The sequence below is a fragment of the Paenibacillus sp. FSL H7-0690 genome (assembly GCF_037980415.1).
GTDB lineage: Bacteria > Bacillota > Bacilli > Paenibacillales > Paenibacillaceae > Paenibacillus_AQ > Paenibacillus_AQ odorifer.
In genome coordinates this window covers 884,197-902,422 of sequence record NZ_CP150281.1, presented here as the reverse complement: position 1 = coordinate 902,422, position 18,226 = coordinate 884,197, and the positions used below count along the sequence as shown (strand labels likewise).

Below are 18,226 nucleotides of genomic sequence, written 5' to 3'. Positions count from 1 at the left end.
GGAGTGATTACAATGCCGTATCCCAAAGGTCATAAAATAAAAGTTCGAAATAAAATCGTTGAAAGTGCTGCTCAGGCTTTTCGCACCAACGGTATTCACGATGTAAGCGTTCCGTTCATTATGAAGGGGGCCGGATTAACTCATGGGGGGTTTTATTCCCATTTTGACAACAAAGAACAGCTTGTAGCGGAAGCCTGCCGGTATGCCATCAGCGATACCATCGCACTTCTGCAGAAGGTCGCTGACCAGGAAGAGCAGAACCCCAAAATCGATGCTGTCATTGATTATTATTTAAGTCCGTATCACCGCGACAAAATGGAGATGGGCTGCATTATCCCTGCCCTTTCTAGCGAAATATCCCGTTCCTCAGAAGAAGTTCGGCAGGTATTCACGCAGGAACTGGAACGGATGATTGCTTTTATCTCTGATCTGGCAGGAATTGACGCGTCCAAAGGTAGCGCACTGTTCAGTACTATGGTTGGCTCCCTTGTTCTTGCACGGACGGTTAAAGATCCTGAACTGAGCGACAACCTACTCTCATCTGGCAAACAGTATGCCAAAGCGCTAGTAAGAGTCTAATATAAAAAAACACGCCAATAAATGGCGTGTTGTAGTTAAATTTATTAAAATTCTTCATACGATGCGGGATCTTGATCAGCTATGCGACCTGTTGGCGAGGTTAATCCGGAAATAACGGTCATCTCAGCTTCCGATAATTCAAAATCAAAAATATTCAGGTTATCACGCTGATGCTCTAGAGAAGAAGCCTTTGGAATGGGAATAGCCCCAAGCTGTATATGCCAACGTAAGATAACTTGCGATATCGATTTATTATGAACCTTGCCTATTTCCGCTATTTTCTCATTTTCCAGTATGCTGCTAGCCCGTCCCAATGGACTCCACGATTCAATCACTACCCCATGCTCTCTGTTCCATGCACGTTGCTCTTCCTGATTAAAGTGAGGATGCAGCTCAATCTGATTCATACTCGGCGCTACACCAGTTTCTTGTATCAAACGTTCAATATGCTCCGGCAAAAAGTTACATACACCGATGGAGCGAATCAACCCTTGCTTACGTGCCTCGATCATCGCCTGCCAGGCCTCAACATATAAATTCACTCTAGGGTTAGGCCAGTGGATGAGATAGAAATCATAGTAATCCAATCCGGCTCTGAATAAAGACTCCTGTATAGTAGACAACGCTTCTTTATAAGAGTGATGGCGTCCTGGCAGTTTGGAAGTAATGAGTAGCTCTTCCCTAGGCACAGAACTTTGCCGAACAGCCTGGCCTACAGCACCCTCGTTCTCATAATTAAACGCAGTGTCGATCAGACGATAGCCAACATCAATCGCCTTAGTGATGTTTTGTGCTCCCTCAGTTCCGTTTAACGCGTAGGTACCAAAACCAATCGCAGGCACCTTCACTCCATCGTTCAATACGATTTCAGGTATTCTCTCAGTCATCGTCGCTCTTCTCCTTTGTTGTCATTTAAACCTCTGTCGATCCATCTTATAATTATTATAACATTCTCATAGTAAACTCAATCATCGGGTCACCTGAACAACCTCTAGCCTATTAGTAAGCCGCTTTCGTGGGCATCCGATTTATTTTTTATAGTAAAATGAATCTACAACACAGGATTTTCGTAATGTTATGAATTAAAAGTAGAGATAAGAGGTGTATCCAATGAAGGAGCAATATCCAGCTAGGCTTGAATTGTTCGCAGACAACGCTCAGAGGATCAAAAAAGCTTTCCCATGGCAAAATGCAATGGTTAATCGGTTAGCGGCACTATTGTATGCTGTAGAAGACAAAGTTGCAGATGACGAAGCCATCCGTGCCAGCTATGAGCTAATTAAGGAGAGTACCGGGATTTTCTCTCAATTTAGAGGGACTTCGGTGATCAGCATTGCTGCCCTGCTCTCTCTTTCTGACGAGAAGGAAACTCTGCTTGCAAACACACTTGCCGTGTATGATTTAATGAAGGAAGCCAAATTCAGAGCCTCTGATTATCTCGTCGTTGCTGCCTATCAAATCGCTGCTAATGAAACATCGGATCAATATCAGCGTACGGTAGAACGGGCAAAGCTATTTTACGATAGTATGAAGGCAAAACATCGTTTCCTTACCGGACAGGACGATTATATCTTCTCCGCGATGCTTGGTCTTTCCGATATCGATGTTGAGAGTGGCGTGGACCGCATGGAGCAGCTCTATGTAACGCTTAAGCCCGAGTTTATGTCAGGCAACAGTGTGCAAGCCCTGACCCAGGTATTGGTTCTTGGGGAAGAAGCCCCTCAAGCAGCGGACCGTGTATTGGCATTAAGAGATGCATTTCGTGCACAGGGTATCCGGCTAGACAAGGAATATACCCTCTCCTCACTGGGCGTGTTATCCCTGCTCCCTTGCAACAAGGAGGACATCGTTACTGATGTCTCGGAGACTTACGAATTTTTGCGTATAAAAAAGGGCTTCGGGAACTGGTCTATTGGCAAGCAGGAATTACTGCTCTTGTCTTCTGCACTGGTAGCCTTCAGATCTGTGGAGGATGTGCAAAACGGCGTATTAACTACGATGCTTTCTACCAACATTACCAATATTGTAATTGCGCAACAGGCTGCTCTTGCCGGGGCAGCGGCTGCATCAGCTGCGGCTGCAGCTTCTTCTTCGAATTAGATTGAATCGTGAGGGAAAGATATGGACTCAATAAAAATCTTCACAACTAGAAATGAAGAATTGTTAAACCGTCTACTGAACATTTGGGAATCATCCGTGCGGCATACTCATCTTTTTCTATCCGAGCAGGATATTGATGCTTTGCGGCCGCTGGTCACGCAGGCGCTTGAGGGCATAAGCGATTTGTTTGCTTTTACAGATGATGAGGAACAGTTGCTTGGCTTCATAGGGGTTCAGAATAAAAAGATTGAAATGCTGTTCGTAGAACCTACTGCAATGGGAAAAGGGGTTGGAAAAGCGCTAGTAGCTTATGTCATGCAGAAACTCGCCGTACACCTCGTGGATGTGAATGAGCAAAATCCCCAAGCTTTAGGTTTCTATGAGCATATGGGATTTCAGGTTTTTGAGCGTTCAGCACTCGACGAACAAGGTAATCCTTTTCCTATCCTGCACATGTCGCTTAAGTAGCTTTTTCCTATGCAGGAGACAGTTCAATGCATTTTAATATTGTAAAAAGACAACAGAGCAGCGATTCTCTCGTTTGAGAACGCAGCTCTGTTGTTTAGTTGTCTGCAGTTTAGGTTGGCGAAGCTAGGAGCGGATAGGAGGAGCTAGGCGAAACGGCTCCGAGTATTCGGTTCAGCTGTATCTACTTCTGCATCTACATCTACATCTGCATCTACTTCTACTTCTTCATCTACATTTACTTCTACTGCTACAGCTACTTCTACTTCTACTTCTACTGCTACAGCTACTTCTACTTCTACTGCTTCTGCTGCTGCTGCTGCTACTGCTACTGCTGCTACTGCTACTGCTGCTGCTGCTTCTGCTTCTGCTTCTGCTTCTACTTCTACTTCTACTTCTACTTCTACTTCTACTTCTACTTCTACTTCTACTTCTACTTCTACTTCTACTTCTACTTCTACTTCTACTTCTACTTCTACTTCTACTTCTACTTCTACTTCTACTTCTACTTCTACTTCTACTTCTACTTCTACTTCTACTTCTACTTCTACTTCTACTTCTGCAACCACTTCTAAATCTACGCATATACCCTCATGCACATCGCCAAATCAAAGCTCTCTGTGCTTCCGGACTCAGATGACGCTATTTGCTCATTTATCACCTTTGAGGCATAGTTTCGGACTCCAGTGTCGCTATTCTATAGAAAGAGCCTCATTTCTGGCGTTTTTTATGCCAATAGCTGCTATGGAGTCCGATAACATCCCAAATGGGGGATAATCCGGCGTTTAAGGTCATCTGGGTCCGATAGCGTCCGATAGCGTCAGGCATAGTTTCAGATAGCATCCAATATCGTCAGAAAACGTCGGATGGCAGCTGATGGCTCCGATATCTTCGGGTCCTAACCATCTCCAGTTACTTACGGACCCAGGGGGCGCTATTTGCACGTTTATCGCCTTAGAAGCATAGTTTCGGACTCCAGTGTCGCTATTCTATAGAAAGAGCCTCATTTCTGGCGTTTTTTATGCCAATAGCTGCTATGGAGTCCGATAACATTCCAAATGGCGGATAATCCGGCGTTTAAGGTCATCTGGGTCCGATAGCGTCCTATAGCGTCAGGCATAGATTCAGATAGCATCCAATATCGTCAGAAATCATCGGATGGTATCGATAGCGAACGATAGCGAACGATAGCGTCGGTTCCTAACCATCCCCTGTTGCTTACGGACCCAGAGGACGCTATTTGCTCATTTATCGCCTTTGAGGCATAGTTTCGGACTCCAGTGAAGCTATTTCATAGAAAGAGCCGCAGCTCTGGCATTTTTAGATGCTATTCCACCGACTTCAAAGCCTCTATCATATGGATTCGTTTGAGCTTAATATGCATGAACGCCATGACTATACCGGAGAACAATAGGGTTAGGAGCGCCGCATAAATATAACTTGGCCACTTGATGATCGGAGCGAACATCGTCGCATCCAGCTCGGCCGTCTTCAGGACGAAGCTATGCAGCACTATGCCGAGACCCGATCCAGCCACAATACCGAGTAGGCTAAGCAGCATATTTTCGCGGTAAATATACATGGTTACTTCCTTGTCGTAGAAGCCCAGTACCTTAATGGTTGACAGCTCCCGGATCCGCTCGGACACATTGATATTGGTCAAATTGTAGAGGACGACAAAAGCCAATGCCGCCGCTGAAACAATGAGCACCAAGGTTACAACGTCCATACTCTTCATAGTCTCATCGAAGGCGGAGCCTACACTGCTGGAAAAGCTGATGGCAGCGACGCCCTCATTAGCCGTCAGCTTCTCACCAAATTTGTCTTCCCATGTTTTATCATGTGCGGTGTAGTTCAGCAGTTCTGTATTGAATAGCGGTTTTTCTCCGAACACAGAAGCATAATATGCCGGTGTCATATAAACATAGTGCATTACATAATTCTCTGTAATCGCCGCGACCTCAATCTCGAACGTCTCATTATCTTTGTCCACCACGGTCAATTTATCACCAGACTCCAGCCCATACAGCTTAGCCAGCTTCTCTGAGATAATAGCCCCATCATCCGTAAGCATCCGCTCTTCTCCACTTTTTCGATCCCGCAACTCCACGAAATCGGATAGAGAGTCAACGGAGGTAGGAACGAACAGATGAACCTCTTGATCATTTACACCACTAGCATGTGCGGTCATCCGTTCTTGCGCCACACTCAGCGTCCCAGTTACTGCAGATTCACCAGTGATTAGTTGGTCGTAGGCTTTTAGCACATCGGCAGACACATCTTCATGCAGCGCCACAAGTGCATCATATTTCATAATCGTGCCGAACTGCGACCCGGCGATGCTGCCAATTGAATCCTTGAGACCAAATCCCGTCAGGATCAGCGCTGTACAGCCAGCCACGCCGAATACAGTCATGAACATCCGCTGCTTATAGCGGAATAGATTCCGTGCGGTAACCTTTTGGACAAAGCTCAATCTCTTCCATATAAAAGTGATCCGCTCCAGTAAAATACGCTGGCCACTCTTTGGTGCCTTCGGACGCATCAATACGGAAGCATTGCTGCGCAGTTCTACCCGTGAAGCAATCCACGCCGTCAACGTAGTACATATTAACGCTACGATAACGGATATGATCGAATACGAAAGATAGAAGTTCTTCGTGATATCCGGTAAATTATAGATTGCACTATACGCATCGTAGATAATACCCGGAAACAGGGTAAAACCAACCGCAAGACCCGCAATTGAAGCCGCCAGACTGGCAAGCGTACCATAGACCAGAAATTTGGCCATAATGTCGCGGTTGCCATAACCAAGTGCTTTCAGTGTCCCGATCTGCAGGCGATGCTCCTCAACCATCCGTGTCATGGTCGTCAAGCTGACCAGCGCAGCAATCAGGAAAAAGAACACAGGAAACGCACTGGCAATCGCCGACAACCGATCAGCGTTATCTTTATATTCGGCATATCCCGGATTAGCGCTTCGGTCAGTAACGTAGACCTTAAGCTGCTCCAGCTCTGCAAGCTTTTGCTCCCCTGCCGCCAATTCCTCCTTGGCAGAAGCAAGTCCGGCAGCAATTGCCTTTATACTTGCAGCCTGTTCCTGCTGCACTTCCTCCGGCTGGCGCTGCAAATCCGCAAGCTGCTGCTCGGCGGCGGCCACCTTTGCGCGGCCACCAGAAAGCTCTTTCTCGCCTTCCGCACGCAGTTCAGCAAGCCGTGCTTCCGGCACGCCGGACATCGCCTGCTCTACAGCATGGGTATGCTGTTCGATCAGATCTTCATACTCCGGCGAATAAGCCTTCACTCCGGCTGTATCCTTAAAGGACAGATAGGCTTCCGTATACACCGGAAGCTTGAAATCTGACTCCGGGATCGCGGCGAACGCATCCGCCGTACCTTTGCCGATCCCACTGGTGCCCCGGGTACTTTGCTCAATAAACTGTGGACTTCTAACAAAGCCAACTACAGTATACTCCAGTCTTTCGAAGCTGTTCGACAGCTCCGCATCCGTACCGTTTCCACTAAAAGATACCTTGTCACCCAACGCATATTCTTCCGCTAGCTTATCGTCCAGCACGATTTCACCGGAATGCTCCGGTAGATGGCCTTCAATAATACGGTATTGATTAAGTGGTTTATCCGTGTTGTAAGAATTGACTTTAAGTATTAAGGCATTATCACCTATGAATACATCTGCACTATAGCTCGGCTGAATCTCATCGATCCCCTGTACATTTCTGAGTAACCCGATGTTGTCTTCGGTCAGGCCGTAGTTAGTCTGCACCTTCAGATCCATCAAGCGCTGCTCTTTGTAAAAGGTTCCAGCTGTATTCAACATATCTGGCCCAGTAGCCTTGATTCCGGCAAAAAAGCTGACGCCTAACATAATAATTGCAAAAATCGAAATAAACCGGGCTTTGGTATGCCCAATTTCACGAAAAATATCTTTCCACAATGCTCGCTTTTTCATAGATGCCTTCTCCTTACCATTCAATATCGTCAACGGATACCGGCGAAGGATTGATCACCATCTTCCGTACCTTAGCGTTGTTAATCTCTATAACCCTGTCAGCCATCGGAGCGATCGCCAGATTATGTGTAATTACGATGACCGTTGTCCCGGTGTTACGACAAGTATCCTGCAGCAGCTTCAGCACCTGCTTGCCGGTGTTATAATCAAGCGCCCCTGTCGGCTCGTCGCAGAGCAGCAGCTTCGGCTGTTTAGCCAACGCTCTGGCGATAGCGACACGTTGTTGCTCACCACCGGACAACTGAGCCGGGAAATTATCTAACCGCGCGCCCAGACCCACATCCTCCAGCACCTTACGTGCATCTAGTGCACGCGGGGAAATCTGCGAAGCAAGCTCAACATTTTCCAGTGTGGTCAGATTAGGTACTAGATTATAGAACTGAAATACAAAACCTACGTCATTTCGGCGGTAGCCTGTCAGCTCCTTGGCACTAAACTTGGCGATATCAATGCCATCCACAATGACCTGACCTTCATCGGCGGAATCCATGCCACCCAGAATATTAAGCACCGTAGATTTACCCGCACCACTTGGGCCGACGATCACGGCAAATTCACCTTTTTTTATCTCAAAATCAATCCCGTCATTCGCGACAATCACATTCTCGCCCATCTTGTAACGCTTGTACTCCCCTTTTACAGCAACAAAACTCATTCCTCTTCCTCCTGTCCCTATCCGAACTAAGTCTAATTACTCTACATTGTCTCAGTTTATCATAATTAGAACGCCCAAGCCCGAATGGCAAACCCTCATTACACAAGGTGAAATTCACATCATTAATAAGTTCATTTTTTTGTAACAATAATGTAACAAGGAAATTTTACCGTAAACGATACTTAGTCATTTGATAATGTTATAATCACTTTGTTTTATTTACTCTTTTCAGGCAAGAGTGAAAGAACAAGAACAATCAGAAACAGGTGATCAGATGTTCGAACTGAAATGGCTATGGCAGAACCTAGAGGGAAACCGGACGCGATACATTCTGGCACTCTGCCTTTCGGTGGTGGGCTCAAGTCTTACAATCGTGAATCCGTACATCAGTCAGCGCATTGTCGATACGTTTATAGCCGGTGACAACGCCCTGCAGAATCTTACACAAGAACGGCAATTATTGATTATGCTCTGTCTGGGCATGATCGGATTTTCTCTACTGCGCACAGGTCTCGCATATTTCACGACCATGCAGTACGAGATATCCTCGCAAAATATGATGTACAATGTCCGCATTTATTTGTACAACAAAATTCAGGGACAGGACAGAAAATACTACGATCATAATCGTACCGGCGATCTCATGACCAAGATGACAGGCGATCTGGACATGGTCCGTCACTCTATGGCCTGGATTTTTAAGACGATCATTGAATCGCTAACGATCTTCCTTGCCGCCGTTATCTATTTTTTCACCATAGATGCGGAACTGACGCTGTGGATGCTTATCCTGTCACCGCCCATTTTTATCGTGGCTTACATATTCGCTAAACGCGTCCGTCCTATGTATATTGACTTGCGTGAACGGCTGTCCCAGCTTAACACGACTACACAGGAGAATATCTCAGGCAACCGTGTGGTCAAGGCTTTTGCCCGTGAGGAATTCGAGGTCGAAAAATTCACAGAGAAGAATGTCAACTATTCTACAGCGAACAAAAAGGCTGCCCTTGTATGGCTTGATTATTTTCCTTATCTGGAATCCTTCGCTCAGGGCTTCAACGTAATCCTTATGTTGGTTGGTGGTTTGTTCCTTATGAACGGCCGGATCACCTTCGGTGAGTTTATGGCCTTCTCTTCACTTATTTGGGCTATATCCAACCCTATGCGCAACATCGGTATCATTATCAACGACATTCAGCGCTTTTTTGCGAGCTTGTCCAAAATCGTAGATATCTATTATGCCCGGCCAAATATTGTTAACGAGCATACTATCACTGACAAACGCCGTTATGAAGGCCGTATTGAATTCGATCATGTCCGCTTCAAATATGATAGCGCTATCGTACTGGACGATATTAGCTTTACCGTTGAACCCGGTGAAACTGTAGCAATCATGGGCGCGACAGGATCAGGCAAAACAACAATCATCAACCTCATCCCTCGCTTCTACGATGTAGCTGAAGGGCGCGTACTCGTAGACGGTGTTGATGTTCGGCAGCTGGAGCTTGATGAACTTCGTGGAAATATCGGCATGGCGACCCAAGATGTACTCTTGTTCTCTGATACCATTGATGGAAACATCGCCTATGGCGATCCTGATCTTCCGGAAGAAGATGCAATGGGTTATGCAGAGCTCGCAGCCGCACACGACTTCATTACCAAAATGCCTGAAGGTTATGATACCGTTGTCGGGGAACGCGGAGTCGGACTGTCGGGGGGGCAAAAGCAGCGTATTGCCTTAGCGCGTGCTTTGGCGGTACACCGTCCTATTCTGATTCTCGATGATACGACCTCTGCGGTCGACCTTGAGACGGAGGAGCATATCCAAAAAAGTCTACGTGAACTGGACTATCCTTGTACGAAAATTATTATTGCGCAGCGTGTATCTACTACCTCGCAAGCCGACCGTATTCTCATTCTGGATGGCGGGAAGCTAGTTGAGGAAGGGACACACACTGAACTGCTAGCGAAACGTGGTTACTATTACGAAGTGTTTAAACTGCAGAACGAGGGTATTGGAAGGCAGGTGACCGCAAGTGGCAAGGAATAAATTTGACGTCGATGAAAATCTTGAATCGCCGTTTAATATAAAACACTTCCGGCGTGCGATGGTATATATCAAACGAAAGAAAACCCCAATGATTGTTGCGTTCGTGCTCAGTGCACTTTCAGCAGCCATTTCACTGTCGGCTCCGCTGATCATGCAACATGTCATCGACGTGACCATTCCGGCAAAAGAGAAGCTTGCACTGCTGGGTTGGGCTGCACTGATGCTTGTGACCATCGTGGTCAGCGTTTATCTGGCTACGATACGCTCGCGCATCATGACGAGTGTTGGGCAGGATATTATTTTTGACATCCGAACGGATTTGTTTAAGCATCTGCAAGAATTGCCTTTCAAATATTATGACGACCGTCCACAGGGCAAGATCCTTATCCGGGTCGTAAACTACGTCAACGCCGTTTCAGATGTGTTGTCCAACGGGATTATCAACTTTATTCTAGAAATCGTGAATTTGCTCTTTATCGCAGCCTTCATGTTCGCTGTCGATGTACGACTCTCATTTGTCATCCTTGCCGGACTGCCAGTCTTCCTTGGCATCATGCTGCTGATCAAAACCCGGCAACGCCGGGCATGGCAAGCAGTGTCCAACAAAAGCTCCAACCTGAACGCCTATCTGCAAGAGAGCATTAGCGGTATTGGTGTGACACAAATGTTCTCCCGGGAACAACGTAACGAAGGAATCTTCACACGTCTCGCGGGTAATTTCCGTAAAGAATGGATGAAGGCTCAACGTTACAACTTACTTATTCCGTTCTCTGTAGACAACTTGTCTACAATCGTTACATCATTGATTTTCCTTGTAGGCCTACTAACACTGAGTCCTCAAGACATGACCCTCGGTGTCATTCTGGCGATGAGCAGCTACGCTGCCCGCTTCTGGCAGCCGATTCTGAATCTTTCGAACCTGTACAATAACTTCATCAACGCCGTTGCCTATCTTGAGCGTATCTTCGAAACGCTGGATGAACCGGTTACCGTCAGTGATATCCCGGATGCCAAAACACTGCCATCTGTACAGGGCCATGTGACCTTCGACGATGTAACTTTCGCCTATGACCCGGGGCTTAATATTCTGGAGAATATCTCCTTCAAGGTCAAAGCGGGAGAAAGCATCGCGCTGGTAGGACCCACAGGTGCGGGCAAAACAACCGTCGTCAATCTGATCTCACGCTTTTATAACATTTCCAGTGGTCAGATTCTGATCGACGGCCAGGATATCTCACAGGTGACGTTAAAATCTCTTCGCAGCCAGATGGGGATTATGTTACAGGATAGCTTCATCTTCTCCGGTACTATTCTGGACAATATTCGGTACGGCCGACTGGATGCAACCGAAGAAGAAGTAATCGCCGCTGCAAAGGCCGTTTGCGCCGACGAATTCATCCGTGAATTCGATCAAGGCTACATGACAGAGGTCAATGAACGTGGCTCCAAGCTGTCTCAAGGACAGCGGCAGCTCATTTCGTTCGCAAGAACACTTTTGGCAGATCCGCGCATTCTCATCTTGGATGAAGCCACTTCTTCCATTGATGCGAAGACTGAGCGCTTATTGCAAAAAGGGCTAAATGAACTGCTTAAGGGACGCACCTCGTTCATTATCGCGCATCGCCTCTCCACTGTAAAAAACTGCGATCGTATTATGTACGTATCTAACAAAGGCATTGCGGAAAGCGGCTCACATGATGAGCTTATCGCACAGCGGGGCCTTTACTACCGCCTCTACACAGCACAGAAGATGGAAGCTTAATCGAATAAACATCAAAAGAGCTCAGGCCGATTTGCAGCCTGAGCTTTTTGATGTTTTATTATTTTCAAAAAATATCAAAAACTAATCTATCGCTGTCCAAATATTTAGCGCAAGCGAGCGAACCGCAAGGTTCGTGTGATTTCTGTACAACCGCAGACGCTCTGCAGGCTCTGGACTCCATAATAGAGCACTTCCGGCAACTTCAAGCAACGAAAGTCCAATATACTGAGATTCATATTGGCTCTCAGACCCTAGAACATCTACAATTTCCAATAAAGTTTCCGGACTCCAGTATCCCGTGCTCTCTTCTAAATTATACGCGACCTGCTTATAAACATCGCTTAATAGCTGGGGTTGATTTGAAATAGTGGTAACGATCCGATTCAGATAATTGGCGGATTCCTTCACATTATTCCAATCTATTGCTGCTATATACAATTTCATCACAGCTTGCTGTAAGGTCTCATCAGATGCCAGACAGTCAATCAGATCCGTATACAAAGGGATAAGGTGCATCCGGGTGATTTTTGGCAAAGCTATCAGCTGGTTGACTAATTTCAGTAGACGTTGCCGATGAGGCAAATCTCTTTTGGCAGTGGCGTTCCATTCATCCCTTATCGCTGCACTAACCAGTCTCTGACATACACCAACTACAACCTCATTGATCTTACCATCGCGACAGGTTTCTACCAGCGTGTTCATAGCAGTTTCCCATCTAGTGCTGTCTTCCAAATCCGTAATAGACCGAGCGGTGGCAGCTGCAACAATCCCTTCATTTCCATTTGTCCACCGCATCATAGAAATGAAAGCATATCTGCCAATATACGCATCTTGGTGCCTTGCAATTTCAAGGATTAATCCTAGATAACGTGGTCTAAAGTCTAGCGGAAGAGCATTAGGCTGTTGAGATAATAAACTTCCTGCGATGTCATTTTCTGATGAAGAAGCCATTGTACTTAACATATCCCAAGCGCGTTCATCATCTAAAAGCTGTTTCGCAGCATGCCCTATGGCTATGATTACATCCTTGTGTGCATTGGGTTTCTCGAACTCATTCATCAATAGCGGAAGGCTGTCATCGCTTCTATAAGCGCCCAGTAAGCGGATGGCTTCTTTTCTGACAGTGATCTTCAGCTTATCCCGATTCAGAAGCTCTTTCAGCATGGTAACCAGTAACACCGGATTCACCCTGCGGATGCATCTGGGTATCGAGTACATGGCTACACGGGCCCGGTCCCCATCCAGATTCTCCAGCAGAACGGGAAGTGCCTTCTCCGGTTCTTCCATAAGCGAAAAGGCATGAAGTGCAGCTTCTACTACAGTTACTTCCTTATCCTGCATAAGCCCAAGTAACCTATCCGAACCGAGATCAGGCATGCTTGCCATGATCTTAATAACGCTTGCACGCTCCCAAAGATTACGTTTGGCATCGTATGCAATTTTTTCTAATAAGACACTTAAAGCTTGTTGCTGACGTGGCAGCCATCTGTAGAATCCATCCGCGGCCGGCACAAGATAGATAGTTTTGCCTGATAGGAACTTGCCCTTAATGACAGCTCCTGAAATAAAAGGATCGAGCCATTCCTGACGCTTCAGATGCAGATGCTGGAACACTTCATGGATCGTAATATACGATTTATCTAAAACTAATAATTCCTTAACTCTGGCATCACGCGTTGTACGAGGCGCAAGCCAGTATCTGGCCGCTTGTATGGCTGTAGAATCCGCCTTTGCCTTCGTTGCTTCCTTTAACAGATTCTGAAGTTTTATGATGCCGTAACCTCTTTTACCGAATGAGCTAGCTAGGCTTAATACCAGATTGTAGTCTTCTCTTTTGTTGGCCTGTACAGCTAATGTATAAATTTCGTCGAAGATAATCTCTTCTACTCCCCGGGGTAAATTCTTCTCCAAGGATGGAAGGGAAAGCTGCCCATTCTGCTTGGCCAATTTCTGAATCGTATTTAAAGAAAACTTAAACAGCTCACCGTGAGGATGTAATGCGTTATGCCGGAGAATAGCAAACGCCAGTTGTTGAACGGAAAATTTTGTACCATATGAAGTATCTCTGGCCTCTATAACACTATCAACAAGCAAAGTAAGCTCTTGTACATGGGCATCCGTGAACACAGACGCAGGACTTTCCGATAGCTCTTTAAACACAGCGCCCCGGACAGGATCCTGATCATTTTTAATCCGGCCCAGGTACACCAAAGTTTCATTCATGCCCTGTCTCGACAGAACGGTACTTCTGATCAGCTGCATAAGCGCCGTGGCACGTTCGTCTGCACTGGATACCTGTGTTGCTTGTTCAAGTCCCGCTCTTGAATGAAGAATAGAACGGCAAGCAGTAAATCTGACTGTTCTCTCCCGGTCATCATTGATTTCACGAAGGCCAAGCATCCGGGTGGCTTCCTTGTCACGCAAGACATGTGGTAATACATATAGTAATCTTTCCGGAAAAATGCGTTCATTGCGTTTATCTTCTTCATACACAGCATCGAAAATGACCTTGCGGTTAGAGGGTGCAATATTCTGAAGCAGCTTTGCTATGTGCATAGGGTGATCTGCGAGTAGTTTCGCTATCTCCATCCATTGATCCATGGATAAATATTTTTTCCTTTTAAGAACAGCTTCAGGAACACCATAAGAAATCAGATCGCTCCGCGACTCCGTTCGTGTTAACAGCTGATATACCTTATTAGGATTTTGGCGTACAAGCGTGCCAAGCTGTTCTTTTAACGCAGGATGTATGATGCCCATAGGTCCATGGTTCAGCGCACACTCCAGCACCAAATCTGCCTGCAGATTGCATAGGATCTCCAGAGCTGATGAGAATCTCCACCAGACATAGCCTTTTTCCCTAAGTGGTGTGCTTTCCAGTGTTGTTGCAAAGTATTCTGCTACTACGTTAAGATGTCGGCTGGATAATTTCTTCCAGTCTTTTATGGCATATCCGATATCAGCAAGCCATTTACTTACCGTTGCCGAATAACAGGCCGGCAATATAATCGCGGCTTCCTCCGCCCCCCACCGGGCGTACACCATAGGCAATAAACGTTCCGCCAATTCCTGACGGTTAATCTGTGAAATACTGTGCAGAACCTTACGGCGGCAATCATGGGATAAATGAGGGAGCTCATGTTCAATATCAGCATCCAAAGCCACCTTTGCCAAAAGACCCGCAGCCGTATTTCTGATACTTGCCTTGGGATGCCGCAGTGCTGATAGAATAATAGCAGCATCTTGTGTTGCAATGGCGCCGATTAAGGCAAGTCGTGCTTCATAAACGCCATCCTCCAGCAAAGAGGCTAGTAATTGGGAGTACTGGACAGATCCGAGATGATCACGGCCTAGGATTGCTACTTTCTTGATTCTGTCGGAATAACCTAGCGAATCCAATTCTTTAAGTAAGCTCTGTTTATCCAATGGATCTCTTTTGAAAATCATAAGTCCTCCTCGTTAACCTGTTCTTATTCCACCCGAACTTTATTCTCTATACCCTAATCTATCCCCTTTAAAAAAACTAGAATTCAGCATCTGGTTTCGTTGACCAAAAAATAAAGGTAACCCTGAAGCAGGTTATTCAACCCCCTTCAGAATTACCCATCATGTACTGCTTGCTCTAGTCATTCTTTTTCTGAATAAACACATACGTACGCTCATCCGACAGCTCATCAGCATAGCTGAAATCAAATCCGTCGAAGCCTTTGATATCCTCCACACAGCTGATTTGCCGCTCAGCCATGAAGCGTACCATTTCACCTCTGGCCATCTTGACCAGGGTCGCTCTCTCTACTACCTTACCGCCGATCTCCTGCCCGAATACACAACTAACCATTCGAACATTCCCGCCAATGTAAGGGGAGATGCACTTGCTGTACTCCTTAGAGGCCAGATTCAGAATGATGTCAGTCTCCGAAAACAGCTGATCTGCCAGCTTCCTGTTCCAGAACTCGTAGATAGACTTGAAACCAGGTCCGCTAAGCTTTGCCTGCATCTCCAGCCTGTACGGCACAACGCCGTCAAATGGCCGGACGATTCCATAGAATCCGGACAATATCCGTAAATGCTGCTGAAGATATTCCAGCTCCTCCATTTGAAGTACCCCGGGTGCCATGTACTGGTACTGGATACCCTCATAAGAAAAGATAGCCGGTGTAAGATCCCGTGTTACATCCATATCCCGAATCCGCTCCACATTCAGCGTGGCGATGGCATCATTGCATTTCCATAACGATTTGGCTTCTTCATAATTCAACTTTTGTAATAAGGCCAGAAGAGTCTGCGACTCGCTTATGAATTGCGGCATCTGGCGGCAATCCAAGAAATCCGTATCCATCTTCATCTTCTTGGCAGGCGATATAATGATTCTCATGGTGCTCCCTTTTCTTACCCCCGCGGGGAATTTAAATGTAACCTTATCCTATCACACTTAATCTTCGTAGGCTTGGGGCAAGTTCATGAAATTTGTTCACTGCCGCCCACTTTGTGCGCCACCGCCATCTGTACCTGGGTTGCCGTTTCTCCTTGTTCCACCCTTCATGTTGGGAGATCCGCCCCCATCTTTCCCCCGCCCGCCGGTGAAGCCCTGTCCCCCGTTCGCTCTTGACCCGGAGTCAGTACTCGTTATCTTCTGTGCGGTAATAGCATCGCAGGAGACGAGCACCATGGAACAACTTAGCACTGCTATGAGCAAAGCGAAATATCGCTTGATCCGCATCTTTGAATCCCCTCTTTCCGAGCGAACATAGTTAACGTGGAAAATATCTTTTTAACATATAATCGTATACGTCCTTAAAACCCATGTAGGATAATACGATCAGCAGCGGATACACCGGGTAAATATACCGGGATTTGATCTCCCATAAAAGATAGAATCCGATAAAGCCCAGCACCACAAGAATCAAAGAGGTCTCTTCAAATCTTTTGGCTCTTATTCCACCCATTAAGCGAACGAGTATAAATACATACATCAGAAAATTCAGAACATACAGCAGCCACAACATTCCGCTTCTATAATTGGAGTCTGCCTTAAACAAATCCGTAGCAGCATTAGTGTAGCTATAACGGTCCATGACAAAGCCCATTCTTCCCCCGTTACTGGATGATCCGTCATTTCCGAGCCCATATCGTTCCATCTGGTAGGTTCCTTCCGTCCAGGTCCAAACGATTTTTTTATAATACATCTTCACTAAGTCACTTAGGCCCGCCTCGGAGAGTTTATTACTGATTTCTTCTTTAAATAACTCCGTACTTTCTGCCTTATTATAATTTGCATCCTGCTGATAGATAGCGTAGCTCTCCCGGTTGTCCCAGAACCCAAACGTCTCCAGATTGATCCCCATATTCAGCCACATGTAGACAGGTGCGGAATTTTCGTTCATCGGTTCATCTGCAACATTCGTCGCCTGCAGCACAGCATTTTGCGTCCAGCCGGGAACATTAAACAATATGGCCGTGATAACCAAAGCGCTAAAAACCTTTTTCATCCCGATAGAACGTATGTTAAATAAAAGACCCGCCACCACGGTAATCAGAAAAATAACACCGATACTGCGGAAATAGTTGCCTATTGCCAGTAAGAGAGCTGCGAAGAGAATATCCTTAATGGACCTTCTTTTAATAAATCTTATGGCAAAATATAAAGCACTTGTCAGAAAGGCGGTAGCGATCACATCGTTATAGATAAAATTACTCATAAACAATGAAGGGATATAGGTTGCAGCAAACACGAGGATGCCATAATCCCTATCCTTAGACTTATAATTGAGCTCTTTATACAGCATGTAAATCATTAATGAGGTTAAGAGTGTAAACAGAATATTAAATATTTTGATTACCAGATAATTATCCGGAAAGATCAACAACAACGTCTTTAAATATAAAACGATCGAAAAATTAAACGGAAACATATGCAGATAGCCGTTCGTGTCAAACGACGAATAATCATTCCTGTACAGCATGTCGAGTGCCAATGAAAGGACTGTCTGTGAATCATCCGTCGGCAAGCGTGGAAACAGAAAGATAATCACCATCTGGATTGCAAAAGAAAACAGCAGTGTGGCTGGAATGACTATTTTCCAACTGTACTTATTAAGCTTCAGGCACATTTTATACAAAATAACGCTTAATGCCAGCACCACTGCGATCACTAGAATAAAAAGACCCAGCTGTTGTCTCTCCAAAATTGGCGTGTCCCCATATACGAAATAATTATATTTCGCCCTAATAAAAAAGGAGGATGCGATAAAAAGACCGATAAAGAATGCAAGTATGAGATACAATGTTTTTTGAATTCCTCTTATCATGGAAAACCTCCTTTGCGCAATCGAAAGCCCTTTACAATCCGCTGCCCCGATTCATAAAAAGCATTATAAACACCCAAACTGAAAATCCAATGAAAATCGGATATTTGGGAATTCGCAAAGAAGAGATTTAGAAAGAGAGGTACGTCCTACAATTGGGAATCAAAAAGTCGCAAATGTGATACGGAAGTTTCAAAATGGAGAGAGTTGCGGAGACAAAGAGAGGAAATGGAAAACCACTCCAATCCTAGGGAGTATTATGACAAGAGTCTTAATT

The 18,226-nt window shown here is 45.7% G+C and carries 13 protein-coding genes; 5 read left to right on the top strand and 8 right to left on the bottom strand.

Annotation, left to right across the window (positions count from 1 at the left end; all coding sequences use genetic code 11):
• The first annotated feature begins 12 nt into the window (after nucleotides 1-12).
• On the top strand, nucleotides 13-579 hold the full coding sequence (locus MHI32_RS04050) for a TetR/AcrR family transcriptional regulator (RefSeq protein WP_076305173.1): 567 nt from the start codon (nucleotides 13-15) through the stop codon (nucleotides 577-579).
• A gap of 44 nt (nucleotides 580-623) precedes the next feature.
• On the opposite strand, the gene MHI32_RS04045 is transcribed toward MHI32_RS04050, so the two are convergent.
• Nucleotides 624-1,466: an aldo/keto reductase gene (locus tag MHI32_RS04045; RefSeq protein WP_340011925.1), complete on the bottom strand. Its 843-nt coding sequence runs from the start codon at nucleotides 1,464-1,466 to the stop codon at nucleotides 624-626.
• A 223-nt stretch (nucleotides 1,467-1,689) separates the two neighbouring features.
• Here MHI32_RS04045 and MHI32_RS04040 point away from each other — a divergent pair, with 223 nt between their 5' ends.
• Nucleotides 1,690-2,679 carry a DUF4003 family protein gene (locus tag MHI32_RS04040; RefSeq protein ID WP_340011924.1) on the top strand — a complete coding sequence of 330 codons (990 nt, stop codon included), beginning with the start codon at nucleotides 1,690-1,692 and terminating at the stop codon, nucleotides 2,677-2,679.
• A gap of 21 nt (nucleotides 2,680-2,700) precedes the next feature.
• Complete coding sequence (locus tag MHI32_RS04035) at nucleotides 2,701-3,147, top strand: GNAT family N-acetyltransferase (RefSeq protein ID WP_076308491.1); 447 nt, start codon at nucleotides 2,701-2,703, stop codon at nucleotides 3,145-3,147.
• Nucleotides 3,148-3,290: 143 nt separating this feature from the next.
• Here MHI32_RS04035 and MHI32_RS04030 read toward each other — a convergent pair whose 3' ends face one another.
• The 3 genes from MHI32_RS04030 to MHI32_RS04020 all read right to left on the bottom strand — a co-directional run bounded on the left by MHI32_RS04030 (nucleotide 3,291) and on the right by MHI32_RS04020 (nucleotide 7,832).
• Entirely contained in the window at nucleotides 3,291-3,743 is a 453-nt protein-coding gene (locus MHI32_RS04030; protein WP_340011923.1) for a hypothetical protein, read from the bottom strand.
• A 728-nt stretch (nucleotides 3,744-4,471) separates the two neighbouring features.
• Entirely contained in the window at nucleotides 4,472-7,117 is a 2,646-nt protein-coding gene (locus tag MHI32_RS04025) for an FtsX-like permease family protein (protein ID WP_340011922.1), read from the bottom strand.
• 13 nt (nucleotides 7,118-7,130) lie between these two features.
• Entirely contained in the window at nucleotides 7,131-7,832 is a 702-nt protein-coding gene (locus MHI32_RS04020) for an ABC transporter ATP-binding protein (RefSeq protein ID WP_036684849.1), read from the bottom strand.
• A gap of 274 nt (nucleotides 7,833-8,106) precedes the next feature.
• Here MHI32_RS04020 and MHI32_RS04015 point away from each other — a divergent pair, with 274 nt between their 5' ends.
• Together MHI32_RS04015 and MHI32_RS04010 are read left to right on the top strand one after the other, a co-directional pair.
• Nucleotides 8,107-9,882, top strand: coding sequence for an ABC transporter ATP-binding protein (locus MHI32_RS04015; protein WP_076305246.1), 1,776 nt, complete (start codon nucleotides 8,107-8,109; stop codon nucleotides 9,880-9,882).
• Complete coding sequence (locus MHI32_RS04010) at nucleotides 9,869-11,644, top strand: ABC transporter ATP-binding protein (protein WP_036684845.1); 1,776 nt, start codon at nucleotides 9,869-9,871, stop codon at nucleotides 11,642-11,644. Before MHI32_RS04015 ends, MHI32_RS04010 begins: the two co-directional genes overlap by 14 nt.
• A gap of 81 nt (nucleotides 11,645-11,725) precedes the next feature.
• Here the strand turns inward: MHI32_RS04010 and MHI32_RS04005 are convergent, their stop codons facing one another.
• The 4 genes from MHI32_RS04005 to MHI32_RS03990 form a co-directional block, all read right to left on the bottom strand.
• Nucleotides 11,726-15,091 (bottom strand): HEAT repeat domain-containing protein, encoded by a 3,366-nt coding sequence (locus MHI32_RS04005; protein ID WP_340011921.1) that lies wholly within the window; start codon nucleotides 15,089-15,091, stop codon nucleotides 11,726-11,728.
• A gap of 175 nt (nucleotides 15,092-15,266) precedes the next feature.
• Nucleotides 15,267-16,019, bottom strand: coding sequence for a peroxide stress protein YaaA (gene yaaA, locus MHI32_RS04000; RefSeq protein WP_340011920.1), 753 nt, complete (start codon nucleotides 16,017-16,019; stop codon nucleotides 15,267-15,269).
• 96 nt (nucleotides 16,020-16,115) lie between these two features.
• Nucleotides 16,116-16,364, bottom strand: a complete 249-nt coding sequence (locus MHI32_RS03995; protein WP_076128566.1) for a hypothetical protein — start codon at nucleotides 16,362-16,364, stop codon at nucleotides 16,116-16,118.
• Between the two features lie 31 nt (nucleotides 16,365-16,395).
• A complete protein-coding gene (locus tag MHI32_RS03990) occupies nucleotides 16,396-17,952 on the bottom strand; it encodes a glycosyltransferase family 39 protein (RefSeq protein WP_340011919.1) in 1,557 nt (518 codons plus the stop codon).
• Nucleotides 17,953-18,226: the final 274 nt, after the last annotated feature.